14 protein-coding genes and 1 riboswitch are annotated in these 13,553 nt (G+C 61.0%); of the genes, 10 read left to right on the forward strand and 4 right to left on the reverse strand.

Going from position 1 to position 13,553, the window contains the following annotated elements; all coding sequences use genetic code 11:
* Window positions 1-42: 42 nt before the first annotated feature.
* On the forward strand, window positions 43-1,122 hold the full coding sequence (locus EKH49_RS04825) for a tellurite resistance/C4-dicarboxylate transporter family protein (protein ID WP_128469939.1): 1,080 nt from the start codon (window positions 43-45) through the stop codon (window positions 1,120-1,122).
* A gap of 459 nt (window positions 1,123-1,581) precedes the next feature.
* Window positions 1,582-2,286, forward strand: a complete 705-nt coding sequence (locus EKH49_RS04830) for a hypothetical protein (protein ID WP_128469940.1) — start codon at window positions 1,582-1,584, stop codon at window positions 2,284-2,286.
* Here the strand turns inward: EKH49_RS04830 and EKH49_RS04835 are convergent.
* The 3 genes from EKH49_RS04835 to EKH49_RS04845 all read right to left on the reverse strand — a co-directional run bounded on the left by EKH49_RS04835 (window position 2,283) and on the right by EKH49_RS04845 (window position 5,849).
* Window positions 2,283-2,777, reverse strand: a complete 495-nt coding sequence (locus EKH49_RS04835; protein WP_128469941.1) for a mycothiol transferase — start codon at window positions 2,775-2,777, stop codon at window positions 2,283-2,285. The two genes, EKH49_RS04830 and EKH49_RS04835, sit on opposite strands and share 4 nt — an antisense overlap.
* Entirely contained in the window at window positions 2,774-3,661 is an 888-nt protein-coding gene (locus EKH49_RS04840; RefSeq protein ID WP_236641041.1) for a GNAT family N-acetyltransferase, read from the reverse strand. Before EKH49_RS04840 ends, EKH49_RS04835 begins: the two co-directional genes overlap by 4 nt.
* 127 nt (window positions 3,662-3,788) lie before the next feature.
* The gene (locus EKH49_RS04845; protein WP_201739564.1) at window positions 3,789-5,849 is read right to left on the reverse strand and encodes an oxidoreductase; all 2,061 of its coding nucleotides are present in this window, start codon (window positions 5,847-5,849) and stop codon (window positions 3,789-3,791) included.
* Window positions 5,850-6,175: 326 nt separating this feature from the next.
* Here EKH49_RS04845 and EKH49_RS04850 point away from each other — a divergent pair, with 326 nt between their 5' ends.
* From EKH49_RS04850 to EKH49_RS04875, 6 genes are all read left to right on the forward strand, one after another.
* Window positions 6,176-6,865, forward strand: coding sequence for a VOC family protein (locus tag EKH49_RS04850; RefSeq protein WP_128469944.1), 690 nt, complete (start codon window positions 6,176-6,178; stop codon window positions 6,863-6,865).
* Between the two features lie 55 nt (window positions 6,866-6,920).
* Window positions 6,921-7,640 (forward strand): lysoplasmalogenase, encoded by a 720-nt coding sequence (locus EKH49_RS04855; RefSeq protein WP_201739565.1) that lies wholly within the window; start codon window positions 6,921-6,923, stop codon window positions 7,638-7,640.
* A gap of 26 nt (window positions 7,641-7,666) precedes the next feature.
* Complete coding sequence (locus EKH49_RS04860; protein WP_236641059.1) at window positions 7,667-8,425, forward strand: alpha/beta fold hydrolase; 759 nt, start codon at window positions 7,667-7,669, stop codon at window positions 8,423-8,425.
* Window positions 8,426-8,547: 122 nt separating this feature from the next.
* Window positions 8,548-9,009, forward strand: a complete 462-nt coding sequence (locus EKH49_RS04865) for a GNAT family N-acetyltransferase (RefSeq protein WP_038990627.1) — start codon at window positions 8,548-8,550, stop codon at window positions 9,007-9,009.
* Between the two features lie 4 nt (window positions 9,010-9,013).
* A complete protein-coding gene (locus tag EKH49_RS04870) occupies window positions 9,014-9,451 on the forward strand; it encodes an OsmC family protein (protein WP_128469946.1) in 438 nt (145 codons plus the stop codon).
* A gap of 288 nt (window positions 9,452-9,739) precedes the next feature.
* A complete protein-coding gene (locus tag EKH49_RS04875) occupies window positions 9,740-10,960 on the forward strand; it encodes a mechanosensitive ion channel (protein WP_128469947.1) in 1,221 nt (406 codons plus the stop codon).
* An 81-nt stretch (window positions 10,961-11,041) separates the two neighbouring features.
* Here the strand turns inward: EKH49_RS04875 and EKH49_RS04880 are convergent, their stop codons facing one another.
* Window positions 11,042-12,001: a GNAT family N-acetyltransferase gene (locus EKH49_RS04880; RefSeq protein ID WP_161567450.1), complete on the reverse strand. Its 960-nt coding sequence runs from the start codon at window positions 11,999-12,001 to the stop codon at window positions 11,042-11,044.
* Between the two features lie 79 nt (window positions 12,002-12,080).
* A riboswitch (TPP riboswitch) is annotated at window positions 12,081-12,185 on the forward strand.
* Between EKH49_RS04880 and thiO the strand changes: the two genes are divergently transcribed.
* Entirely contained in the window at window positions 12,171-13,310 is a 1,140-nt protein-coding gene (gene thiO, locus EKH49_RS04885; RefSeq protein WP_128469949.1) for a glycine oxidase ThiO, read from the forward strand. (Overlaps the previous riboswitch by 15 nt.)
* Window positions 13,307-13,552, forward strand: coding sequence for a sulfur carrier protein ThiS (gene thiS / locus EKH49_RS04890; protein WP_128469950.1), 246 nt, complete (start codon window positions 13,307-13,309; stop codon window positions 13,550-13,552). The genes thiO and thiS overlap by 4 nt, the downstream gene beginning before the upstream one ends.
* The last annotated feature ends 1 nt before the right edge of the window (window position 13,553 follow it).

Raw genomic sequence — 13,553 nt, forward strand, 5'->3', positions numbered from 1 at the left:
TGTAATTGCGCCTCGCTGAGGCAACAGTCGTACGCTGGAGGCATGGACGAACGGCAAACCCAGCATGAAACGGCACCCTCCAGACCTCGGGTTTTCCGTGAGATCCTGGAGAACCTGTCGCCAGGGTATTTCGCCCTGACGATGGGCACTGGCATTGTTTCCATTGGCCTTCACGAAGCCGGATGGGACCTGCTCTCCGGGATCCTGCTGGTGATTGCCGTGCTGTCGTATGCAGTGCTGTGGGTGCTGTACATCTGGCGGGCAATTGCCTTCAGCGGAGCCATGAGGGCTGAACTTCGCCGACCGGAAATGGCCTTCGGGTACTTCACCGTCGTTGCCGGCACCGATGTTCTCGCGGTGCGGTTGGGCGCGGAAGGGTTCAGCGCGATCTCCACGGTGCTCGTGGCCCTGGCCGCCATTCTCTGGTTCATCTTCGGCTACGTGCTGCCGTGGCAGGTCTTCCTGAGCCGGGACGGAAAGCCGATCCTCTCCCGGGTCAACGGCACCTGGTTCATCTGGGCGGTGGCCAGCCAATCCTTGGCCATCGGCCTGAGCGTTATCCAGCCGCATGTTGCGAACGGGCAATCCCTGATCGGGTTGCTGGCCGTGATGACCTGGTCGGTCGGTGTCGCGCTCTATGCCGGCATCGCCGTGCTGGTGCTGCTGCGGATCGTTTACTTCGGGATGACTCCGAAAGAATTCGAACTACCGTATTGGGTGGCCATGGGAGCCATGGCCATAGCCGTTGTCGCGGGCAGCAAGATTGTCGGCATGGAATCCACGCCAATGGTTGATGCCACCCGTGCGCTGATTGCCGGGACAGTGGCGGCTTTCTGGAGCTACTGCCTCTGGCTGATTCCGATCCTGGTGGGTGCTGGGGTGTGGCGGCATGTGGTGAACCGAGTTCCGCTGGCGTATATGCCCACGCTATGGTCAATCGTCTTCCCTGTCGGAATGTTCGCAGTCGCCTCGATCAACCTTGGAAGGGTCGACTCGTTGCCGGTGGTGGAAAGCATAGGGCACGGGTCGCTGATCGCCGCTGTGCTGGTGTGGGCAGTGGTCTTCGTTGCGATGATCCGCCACTATGTGCTGCTCGTTTGGCGCAGCCGCACTCGCAGCTAATTGCTGATGCCGTCGGATCAGCGCGCGTGAAGGTTCCGCCGACGCGAAGCCGGTTCCGCTATAGCCGCCGATGATCTCGAAATTCATGGGTTCCTTCCGTGAAGCGTGAAGGCATCGGGCGTCCAGCTCCAATCACTGGCAGCGCGGTTCATTGAGGGTCTGTTCCGTGCAGGGAACCAATGATGAGCGGATTACGCGGCAGCCAAGCCTGGAGCTCTCGCGATCCGGCGGTACCCGGGCCAGGCCAGGAGTGCAGCCGCCGGCGATAGGGCATGGAGATCGAACCGAGCAGTTGCCCCGACAGGCCTAAAATCATTCTCCGCATTCCCCGTAGTCGTCATACATTTTTTATGGTCGGAGAGTTGAGAAACTGCTACTGTAGGCCACAGGCGGCTATATCAACATACGGCACCGAGGCGCGTCATGATGAATGATTTTCCTGCTCAATCTCCATCTGGCATGAAGCGACGTCGAAGAGCATTCGCGTGGCAACCAGAATCCGATACGCTCATTGCCCTGGCCACATTGCTGGCGTTTTCCCTGTGCTACTACGCGGGAACCACGCTCAACAGCCTTTTCCTCTGGCTTGGCATTCTGGTCTTCGGCACGGCTATCCCGCTGTGGACGGTGCTATACCGGCGGGGTGAAACCTTGGCCGGGGTGGGGATCACGAGAAAATTCCTGCTGGCGTCCGTGGCTGTCTCGCTGGTTCTGGGTGCCGGGTCCGCCTATCAATTGTTTGCCTTGGCCAATGCCATGGGTGCCGATATTGCAAGCCACCTGGTGGCGAACTTCCTGGTCCTGTGGGAACCATTCTTCGTCTTCGGCTGGCTGTATCTGCGGTGGGAACGCGCCTTCGGATGGTTGCCCGCTATTGTGCTGACCGGACTTGGCTTCATGATCCAGCACCTCGGTTCGGTCCCGTTGGAAGCGGCAGCCGGATTCGGCGCCTTCGCGATCATGTTCGCGATTGCCTTTGCCCTGGTGCGCAACCTCGCCGTGCTGTGGCCGCTGTTCTATCCCGTAGCCAGCGGGATCGGGACCTTGCAGGCGGGTTTTGTGATGGGATGGGGCGATGCCGGCATTTCGGCTATCGTCCTGGTGCTCCAGCTGGCGATCTTCTGGTGGATCAGCAAGAAGGCCAAGAGTCTGCCTGCGGCCTAGATCATCGTGCCGGCAGCGTAGGCGGCCTGCCCGACATGCACGGATGCATCGTCGATGATCGATACCAAGCGGACCCCACGGGTTACTGCCGGGTCCCAGCTGCGATCGATGATTTCGTCCAGTTCCGCTTCGCCCAGCGTGGCAGCGTAGCCGCCGAGCGCGGACAGGCACGCGACCAAGTAGTCCACGAGCAGCTGCTGGTCGCTGACGATGATCTGGCGGGCCTGCTCGGGGCTGTGCCCGTAGCCCATGGAATCGCCGAGTTCGCCCAGATTGAATCGTGCACGGAACTGCTCCCAGATTTCGGGCTGGCCGCTCAGCGCGGAGAGCTGGATGTCGGCTTCGCGTCCGGCATGCCACAGCAGCCAGGCAATCGAGTTGGGATGGTTTCCCGGATGGGCATTGAGCTGTTCGGCGCTCAGCTGCGGCAGGGCATGCGCCGCATCAATTGGGCGCTGGGCCAAGTCGGCCAGAATCTCGGAGGCGTTCATGATTCCACCACTTCCCCGCGATGCCAGTCGCGGTCTTCGGTATCGGCAACGAACCCGGCGGCGAGATAGGTGGCAACGGCTGCGCGGTTCTCGCTGGGCGTGCACACCAAGGCACTGGACGCACCCATTGAGCGCAGCTCTGCGGCGGCGGCCAGGCTGATCGCCGTGCCGAACCCCCGGCCGCGAAAAGCGGGGTGCACTGCTATGGGTTCCAAGAGCCCTGGCCGTCCGGCACCAGCGGACCAGACCCCGGCGACGGCCAGCGGGTTCATCTCCCCGTCATAGGCGGTGAGGCATTGGCCCTGTTCATAGATCGGAGTGCTGGCCATGGTGTGCCAGCGCTGCAGCGCACGGGCCAGATCCTCCTGCGTGAAACCGCTGCCGCGAAAGGCGTTGAGGTGCACTTCCATCCACTGGCCGGCCAGGGAAGCATCAATCCGACGGAAGGCCAGTTCAGGCAGCTGCACCGGAGCATCCAGGGCACGGCGCAGGGGAGTCCAGGCTTCTCCGGGCACCCAGCCATGGGCCTGCAGGATCTTGCCCAGTGCCGTTGCTCCGCGGGCTTCGATGCTGGCGCTTTCGGCCGGGAAGATCTGGTTTTCCGCAGAGCTGAGGTCGGCATGGATCTGCTCCGCCAGGGGCTGGATGTCGACAAAGTCGGGATGCAGCGCCATGCGGATCAGGTTCGGTCCATCGAGCAGGCCGATGGCATAGATGGATTCGCGGTCCGCCCAGACCCGCAGGCCTTGTGCGGCGGCTTCCATGCCCCGCATGGCGTACCAGCCTACATCGCCTGGATGCAGTTGCACCGGAAGGCCGTCACGTTGCCAGCTGGCGAGCTCGTCAACGACGTCGGCAACCTGCGCCGCGGCGGGAGTATGCATTCGAAGGCCCATTGGCCTATTCAAGCACCGGGCATGCCCGGCGGACAAGGGTACGCAAAGGGCAGCGGGATGGCAGCTTCCCCAAGTTGCTGCGCTCCCGCTGCCCATGCGTGCGAGTGCCTCCGGCCTACAGCTCGACGGTGGCTTCCCAGGCCGAGTGGATGGCGCCGTGGATGTAGTTCACGGCGCCGGCATCGCCGACCACGTCGACGCTGAAGCCTGCGCCGCGCAGCTCGTCGGCAACTGGTGCGGCGGCGGTGGTGCCGTCCGCGTAGACCACCATGTCGGCTGGGGCGCTCTGCGCCTCGCCGTTCACCGTGAACTCCACGGACTTTTCGGTGATGCGGTCCACCGTGGCGTTGCGGTGGATCTGCACGCCGTGGGCCACGTTGTCCTTGACCGCGGTCCAGCGGCGCGGCATGGCCAGCGGCAGGCCAAGCTGCTGCTTCTCATGCACCAAGGTGACCTTGCGGCCGCGTTCGGCGAGGAACTCGGCCAGCTCCAGGCCTACCAGCGAGCCGCCGATCACCACGACGTTCTTGCCCATCGGCAGCCAGTACTTGGTGAACTGGCGGACGAGCTCCGGGGACTTGGTCAGCCCGGACAGGCGGCCCAGCTTGCCCATGGTGCTCAGCACCAGGCCGGCCTCGGCGGCGGTGGCGGTGCCCAGCATCATGGCGCGCAGGGTGTCGCCGGTCTGCACCTTCGGCAAATCGCCGCCGGGCATGTCCGGCTTCGGGCGCACTGCACCGGTGGCAACGATGACGTGGTCCGGGTTCAGCGCGCGGATGGTCTCCACGGTGGCAGGGGTATTCAGCTTGACCGCCACGCGCAGGCGCTTGAGCTCGGACTTCAGCCAGCGCAGCAGGCGCTCGTTGTCCGGGGTGGTCATGGTGGAGAACCACATGGTGCCGCCCAAGCGGTCGGCCTTGTCGATCAGGGTGACGCGGTGCCCCCGTTCGGTCAGCACGCGGGCCGACTCCATGCCCGAAGGGCCAGAGCCGACAACCACGATATGCTTCGAGGCGCTGGCAGGCTTCAGCGGCAGCAGCTTCTCATTGCCCAGCGCCGGGTTCACCGCGCAGAACGGGGTGTCGTCGAAGAAGTTCTCTCCCACGCACAGGTAGCAGTTGATGCATGGGCGGACCTGGTCGAATTTGCCCTCGCGCAGCTTGTTCGGCAGTTCCGGGTCGGCCAGCAGCTGGCGGCCCATGGCGGCGAAGTCGACCTTGTTCTCGGCAATGGCCTTCTCCGAGATTTCCGGAAGCATGCGGCCCACGGCGATGACCGGGATGGAGACGTGCTTCTTGATTTCGGCGGCGTTGTCCAGGTAGGCGCCGACCTTGTTCGGCAGCGGGCCGTCGGTGAAGTTGTCGAACGGGTTGCGGCCCCAGCCGGTGACATGGATGGCATCCGCGCCGGCGGCTTCGAACAGCTTGGAAGCTTCGATGGACTCCGGCAGGCTCAACGCGCCTTCCTGGCCGTATTCCTCACCGGCCACGCGCACCAGGATCGCCAGCTTGTCGCCGACGCGTTCCTTGACCGCGGAAATGACTTGGCAGGCCAAGCGGGCGCGGTTCTCCAGCGATCCGCCGTATTCGTCGGTGCGCAGGTTATCGCGCTGGTTCAGGAACACACCCAGGATGTAGCCGTGGGCCACGTGGATCTCGATGGCGTCGGCCCCGCCCTTGGCGACGCGCTCGGCGGCGTCGGCCCAAGAGGTGATCAGCCAGTCGATGTCGTCCTTGGTCATCGTGTGGTACGTGGTCTGCTTGCCCGCGGTGGCGGCGCCCATCTTGGCGAGCTCTTCCGGGGTGCAATCGGCCAGTGCGTCCATCGAGTAGCGGTAATCCGGCTCATTCGGGGCCAGGACCGGGCGGTCATTGGCGGTGTCGACTCGGGCCACCTTGCCGTGGTGGGTCGACTGGATGCACAGTTTGGAGCCGGCAGCGTGGATGGCGTCGGCCAGTGCCTTGATGCCCGGGATGAACTTGTCGTCAGACAGTCCCGGTTCCTTCATCGACGCGGCGCCGTAGGGGAAGGCGATGGCGCAGGCGCCGGTGATGATCAGGCCGGCGCCGCCAGCGGCGCGCGAAGCGTAGTGATCGATTTCCGACTGCTCAATCTCGCCGCCTTCGGATACATTCATGTCCATCGCCGGAAGCACGATGCGGTTCGGGGTGCTCATGGGCCCGATCCGGCCTTCTGACATTAGATGGGGAAATTCCTTGTTGCTCATGCCAATATGGTACCGGTGGAAAATACTCCGATTTGCGTGAGGGTACCAGAGTAACTGCGATAAGATCAGGTAAAATTAACGACTCGCGTAAATCTAATCAGGCCAACTCAATAATCTAATCTTTGGTGCGATCTACTATCGACAGGGAATTTCTGAAAAGAATTCTATTTATATTGCCTAAGTCAACGATAATTAATTTCCATATGCGGAGATTAAATGGATGCCCCAATCCCATTGCAAAGTGATGGGCATCACTGCCACGGTAGGCTTGAAGCATGTACTGGGAAAATATCGTCTTCGATGCCGAGATCCCGCGGCGGCATGGGGAATTCTGGGAGGCTGCGCTCAAAAGCCAGATGCTCACCGATAACGAAGGCGGCTATGAAACACGCTTGCAGTTGCCTGGGGAGCGTTATCTGGATCTGTGTTTCCCCATCGTCCGGGATCCGGATCGTGCCCGACAGCGCGCGCACCTGATCCTCGGCAGCGGCGCCCCTCTTGCCGAAGACCTTGGTGCGGAGCTGCTGGATGCTCTGGAAACCCGGCTCGACGCCGCAGGAAACGAGTATCTGCTCCGAGCCGACGGCAAGCCGGCAAGTGGCTTGGTGCTCGAAGCCTTCCAACTTGCCTGCGCTGACCCGGCAGGTGATGCAGAATTCTGGAAGCAGCTGCTTGGCTGGGAAATCGTAGCGCGATCCCCGATGGTTCTGGCCGACCCAACCGGCGTGGGCCCGCGTCTGGTTCTCGTCCGCGAAGCGTCGCCTAAGACAGCGGCGAAGAATGCGATTCACCTTGATTTGCGTCTTGAGCAGGCGGAGAGCATGGATGACGCGCTTGCTGCGATCTGCGCATCGGGTGGAGCTGAGCTGGATGGGCCGTGGGAGGGATTGCCATGGCGGGTATTCCAGGACCGCTCAGGAAACGAATTCTGCGTCTTGGCGCCGTCGGCTTCCTCTGATGACTGATCCGGAGACGTCCGGGGCGGCCAGCCGGAAGCATCGATTCTACGCAAGGAAAAACGTGCAGCTGCATCTCGGTACGGAGCACTCCCACGCAGTGGTCCCCGGACGGCCACGTCGTGGAATCGTGGTGCTGGCGCAGCTGCTGGCAACTTCGGCTCATTTGCTGGCCCAGCTGTTCTGGCCTTCCGGGTTGCTGGCCGATGCCACGCAGATCCTGCTGATGCCGCTTTTGGCAGGAGCGGTTATCTCCTTCACCACTTCGCCGCGCGGCAGGCTGATCCGGCTGGTGCTGGCAGCGCTGTTCTTCTCCTGGGTCGGTGATGCCCTGCCGCGGTTCATGGACGGAGACCCGGCATTCCTGGCCATGGTGAGCGCGTTCCTGGTCGCGCAGTTCTTCTACATTGGCGCTCTGGCAAGATACTGGAAATCTTCGATACTGCGCCGATGGTGGATGCTGTTTCCCTATCTTGCGGCATTCGCAGTGCTGCTGGTCCTTTGCTCACCCGGAGCCGGAGCGCTGCTTGCCCCGGTGATCATCTACGGCTTGGCATTGATGGTGATGGCCGTCCTCAGCACTGGGCTAGGACCCGTCGCGGGTTCCGGCGGCGCAATTTTCTTCCTTTCCGATTCCTTGATCGCACTGCGCTCATTTACGGACATTGGTATTCCCGGCATGGGATTCTGGATTATGCTCACCTATGTGGCCGGGCAGGCCATGATCAGCTATGCCGCGAGCCAGCGCGATGCACAGGAGAAAAGCACGACGACATGCAGGTAAACCACCTCAGCAGAATCCCGTTGTTCATGGTGCATGGCAACGGCGTAGACCACCGGATTCTCAAGCCGCTGGAAACAACATTGGAGAAAATGCGGATTTTCGACTTGCACTACATCGACTTGCCTGGCTTCGGCACCTGCCCGCCGCTTGAAAATTCCGGTGGCCTGCCAGAACTGGCAAGCTGGTTGGAAGCGCTGATCCGGCAAACCGCGGGCGAGGGAAGATTTGCGCTGCTGGGCAATTCCCTTGGCGCCTTGCTCTGCCAAGAGATGGCCGACAGGTTTCCGGGCCAAGCTCAAGGGCTTTTCCTCCTGGCGCCAGTAGTCTTTCCTGATGCCGCTCGGCGTACCGTGCCAGAGCAGCAGGTGTCAGTAGCAGACCCTCTGCTTCTGGCTGAGCTTGATCCACGCCATGCGCAATTATTCTCTGACGTAGCAGTGGTTCAATCACCAGAAGCATGGCGGAAGTTCGCGCAGTGGGTACTGCCCGGGTTGGACTGCGCGAACTTGCGAGCCATGGCTAAGCTGTCACGGCGGTACTTCCTGGACCCGCTGCCCGTCGAGCGTGGAAACCAGCTGGATATTCCGGTCACGATCGTGTGCGGGAAGCAGGACCATGTCACCGGATACCTGGATCCCGAGCGGCTCGTCCACCGGTATCCCCTGATGAAGCTCTGCGTGCTTGAACCAGCGGGCCATAACGTGCACCTTGAGCAGCCCGAACAGGTCTTGGCCGAATTACGGGACTGGGCGCAACGTACCGGCGGCCTGCAGGAACGATCTTGATCCGGAAGGAAAGGTCCAATCCGATGACGCGCAACGCTCGATTGGGACTTGAGGAAATGCCGGCATCCGGCTACATTTCGAAGCAGCAACTACGGTTTTGCCTGAGCAAGAAGGAACTTGGCATGGACGAAGCTCTCGTGCTGCGCGAGTTGGCGAGCATTGATGAAGTGCCTGACCTATTGGATATCTGGCGCAGTTCGGTGGAACGCCGGAGGGACTTCCTCTCAGCTGCAGACATTGATGCAGTGGCAACCGCCCTGGAAGCAATCTATAGCCAGTCGGTGACCGTCAGAATCGCCCAGCAAGGCCAGCGCATCATGGGCTTCGCAGCCTGGAGCGATACACGCATTGAGCTGCTCTGGGTGCGGCACAGCGATCGCCACAAGGGTGTGGGCCGTGTTCTGCTGGAAGCAATCGTCGCGCACACTCCCGGCATCAGCGTGCATCTGGATTGCCAGCGACAGCCTGCCATTTCATTCTTTGGCGACTGCGGATTCTTGGCAGTCGACGGAGGTCCAGAACTGGTACCGCAACGGATCACGTTGCGCCACACAGAATCTTTGCCCCGAATCGTGGCACCATAGTTCCATGAGTCAAAATAGCCGTGAAATACGGGAAGTCAGCATCAAACGCGTCGAATCACGCAAGTACCAGGCCACCAGCCTGGAATCCGGCGCCAGCCTGGAATTCGGCCAGGGCGAAGGGCTGCTGACGCCGGTGGAGCTTCTGCTGGCTGCCATTGCCGGGTGCTCAGCGATCGATGTTGATGTGGCGACTACCCGCAGAAGCGAGCCTGAGAACTTCGAAGTCAAGGCGAGCGGCTACAAGGTCTCCGAGGACTCGGCTAGCCGAATGGAAGACATCCGCCTTGGCTTTGATTTGAAGTTCCCCGATACCGAGGAGGGGCGCAAAGCGGCCGGCATGGTTGAACGCATCGTCAAGCTATCCCACGACAAGTACTGCACGGTTTCTCGCACCGTTGAGCTAGGTGCCTCAGTGCAGAGCGAAGTCCTCAACCAGGCCTGATGCATTTCGTGCGGATCCCAGATTGATAATGGCCAATGGCTGACTCCGCAACAGCTTCCAAGGCAATTCACGGATTCGAGCGCGACACGAATTTCCCAACATTGCGTGAATCAGTTGTCGTTATGGCTTGATTGTTTGAAAAACGTTGAATCCAGTGTGAATGAATCATGCATCCGCAATTCGGGGTATGAAAGTCCATCGATTCAAGCTGGCAGTACGGGTCTTTGCCCTAGTCAGCGGAGAACCTTCATCGTAGGGTCAGATTGTCCCTACGTTGAAGGAGCAGCAATGCAGTCTGAGAACGTTTTAGGCAATATCGACTGGGCGTCGATGCTACAAAAGGTTGGCATCGCGCTAATCATCCTCATCATTACGTGGCTTCTCGCGCGCATCGTTCGGTGGGCTGCCGCCAAATTGGTGACCAGGGTGAAGTTCCTGCAGAAGCAGGGCAACGACGGAGAGCAAATAGGCCAATCTCTGGGCAAGGTCGCGGGTTTGATCGTCTGGCTATTCGGCCTCGTGGCAATCCTGCAAGTATTCGCGCTATCTGAAGTGCTATCGCCGGTGCAGGGCCTGCTCGGCGGCGTCATGGCCTTCATCCCCAACCTCATCGGTGCGGGCTTCATCTTCTTCATCGGCTACGTGATCGCGAATATCGTTCGCCAGCTGCTGAAGACCGGTTTGGGAACTGTCGACTTCAGCGGGCTGGTCCGCAAACTTACCCCACGCAATGAACCGGTAGACGAAGTCCAGTCTCGAGAATCCCAAGCGAAGATCGTTGACATCATTGCCAATATCGTCTTCGCCTTGATCCTGCTCGTCGTTGCCATCTCGGCACTGCAGGTCTTGGGCATCGCGGCAATTTCGGACCCTGCCCAGCAGATGCTGCAGCTTGTCTTCACCGCAATACCGCAGGTCATCATGGCCTTGGTGCTCTTGGCCGTCGGTATTCTAATTGCCAAGTTCGTCGGCCAGCTACTTGAATCAACCCTTCACGGCGTGGGCACCGACTCCGTTGTTGCCCAATGGGGTGTTGTTCCCGAAGGCAAGAGCGCTTCGGGAATCATCGCTGGCATCGTCAAGATTGCCATCGTGCTGTTCTTCGGCGTGATGGCGGCCCAGATGCTGAACTTCCCGGCGATCACCAACATCCTCAATGAAATCCTGGCCTTGGGAGGCAAGATTCTCTTCGGCGCAGCAATTATCGCCGCAGGTTTCGTCATCGCCAACGTCATTGGCCGCTTCTTGGGCGACACCACCGCTTCAAAGATCATCCGCTACACGGCAATTGCGTTGTTCGTGGCAATGGGCTTGAAGTACATGGGTATCGCTGATTCGATCATCAATATGGCCTTCGGTGCAATCGTCATTGGCGCGGCATTGGCCGCGGCGCTGGCCTTTGGACTTGGTGGCCGCGATGCTGCGGCTCGCACGCTGAAAAAGATCGAGGCCAATCAGGCCACCGACGGCCCGGATTCGACGCCGCCGGCATCAACTCCAGGCATCTAGCCAATATCACTAAACCTGAGGGACAGATAAGAAGTCGCGGAACCCGAAAACGGATTCCGCGACTTTTTGTTGCCCGCCAAGCTACGGCTGCGTGCTCCACGGCAACGGCACTACATCCGGGACCTGATCAGTCCGCAACCGCGCGTAGGCGTACACGTCAATGCGTTCTCCAGCAACCAGGAACTTACCGCGCTCGACACCCTCGCGCAGGAACCCGTTGCTTTCGGCTACACGCTTCGATCCAGGATTATTCGCCCGAAGACCTAGTTCCAAACGGTACAAACCGAGCTCGCCAAACAGGTGGTTCACCAAAGTAGCCACTGCGCGAGTGGCCAGAGACCTCCCGCGGTAGTCCTGGTTCATCCAATACCAAACCCATGCGTTCTGATTGGCTGGATCGACAGTACCGCAGACCAAACCGACCAGCCGGTCCCGATAGGCGACGGCCAAAGCCTGCTGCCGTTCGCCGGCCTCCATCAGGGCACGCACGTATGATGCGGCCTTTTCCGGAGTGTCGGCATCTCCTTGGCGATCCATATCGGCATTGGAGGAAAAGGCTTCGAAAACGGCTTCGGCATCCGATTGGCGCAGCCTGCGAACTGAGAAATCGTCGTCGACTGATGCGCCCTTGTTCGGTTCTGCAAAAGAAAGCTGCCGCGCAGCGGGCGTGCCCTGATGGAACAGCAGCTGCCAGCGATCCTGCTCATGGATCCACAGCGAACTGCGCTCGCTGGCGGATGCCGAGGGCAACCTCCAGCGCAGAAGCACCGCTTGATCGGCAACCTGGATTGCCACGGGGCTTCCGACTTCCCGAGATCCGGAATCCCGTTCCGGCTCCTGGGCCAGCTGGGCAATGATCGACTCGCGATCGTAGACACGGCCGCTGGCGCCCACTTCGGAGAACTGCGGATGCAAGTACCGTTCCAATTGCCTTCGGCTATGGCGCTGGCTGGTTTCCAAGAGCTCCTGCTCCAACGAAATGATCGTGTTGGACAACGCAGATCCCTGGGGAAGCACGCGGGGGAAGTCATGAGATGCCATGTCAACTAGTACATCACAGAAGATGACGGAGCTGCGGTTGCTCCAGTTCGACTTTATGAGCTGGATCATGCCTATAATCGCAGTACTCCGCGGGAGCCTGAATCGACCAGGCTGAGAGGGCACCGAGCCGACCGCTACACCTGATGCGGGTCATGCCGCCGTAGGAAGGATGCGTGCTCTCGTGCATGTGAATATTGTTGGCGCCGGAATCATCGGCCTGTCTGTTGCGTTCGAACTGGAATCACGGGGACATACTGCCACCCTCATCGATCCAGCACCAGGCCAAGGTGCAAGCTACGCGGCAGCCGGAATGCTGGCCCCGGCAGCTGAAACGGTCTGGGGCCATGGCCCCCTTCACGAGCTGCTTGCCGCCTCGAATGCCGCCTATCCAAAGTTCATTGAGCGCATCGAATCCGTGACCGGGCAACGCCCGGACTACCTGCAGAACTCAACCCTCGTCGTCGCGGCCGAACCGGCTGACCGCGAAGCCCTGCATGAGCTGGCCGAACTGCAAGCTTCCCTCGGCCTGTCAGCGGAAAAGCTCTTGCCCAGCCAAGCCCGCAAACTCGAACCAGCCTTGGCCGCGAATATAGCAGGCGCAGTCCTATGCCAAGATGACCACCAAGTCGACCCACGGTCAGTCGTCAAAATCCTGCTTGATCACCTGCGTGGCCGCCTGATCGAGGAGCGGGCGCAGGCGCTGGTGGGCGACGGGAGCCGAACCAACGCGGTACGCACCGCATCGGGCAAGATCCTCGAAGCGGATCAAACCATCGTGGCCACCGGACTGGGCACCATTGACGGCCTGGACCGGGTGCCGGTGCGCCCCGTTTACGGAGATATTCTCCGGATCCAGGGGCCAGCCGGTCCGCCATTGATCACCCGGACCATCCGCGGCATCGTGCACCGGGAGCCGGTGTATCTCGTGCCGAGAAAGGACGGCAGCCTCGTGCTTGGAGCCAGCGTCCGGGAAGACCGCCAGCCTGCAGTGAACATCGGAGCCATGCACCTACTGCTGGACAATGCACGAAAGCTCATCCCCGGCATCAGCGACTGCACGCTGAACGAGGCAACTGCCCGGGCCCGTCCCGCCACACCTGATGACCGTCCGCTGCTGGGGCGCATTGACCCGGGCCTGGTGCTTAGCACCGGATACTCCCGGCACGGAGTGCTGCTGGCTCCGCTGGGCGCAACACTCGCCGCTGACCTTATTCACGGAAATGGAACGCACCCCTTGCATCAGGCTGTGAATCCACACCGCTTCGCCACAGCAACCCGGACCACCCACCGAACGGAGCAGCATCCATGAAAAGCATTGGCATTAAGTTCAATTCCCGGGAACTGAACCTGGACGAAGGAATCACCCTTCGCGAATTCATCAGCATGCAGATCGGCAAGGATCTGGATAGCAACTCGGCGGCCGTGGACGGCAGCAAGCTTGGAATAGCCGCCGCGGTCAATGGCACTGTCATCCCGCGCAGCGCCTGGAACAGCTACACGCTGGCCGAAGGGCACAGCATCGAACTCGTTACCGCAGCCCAGGGAGGCTAGG

This window comes from Glutamicibacter sp. HZAU (genome assembly GCF_004100365.1).
Lineage (GTDB): Bacteria > Actinomycetota > Actinomycetes > Actinomycetales > Micrococcaceae > Glutamicibacter > Glutamicibacter nicotianae.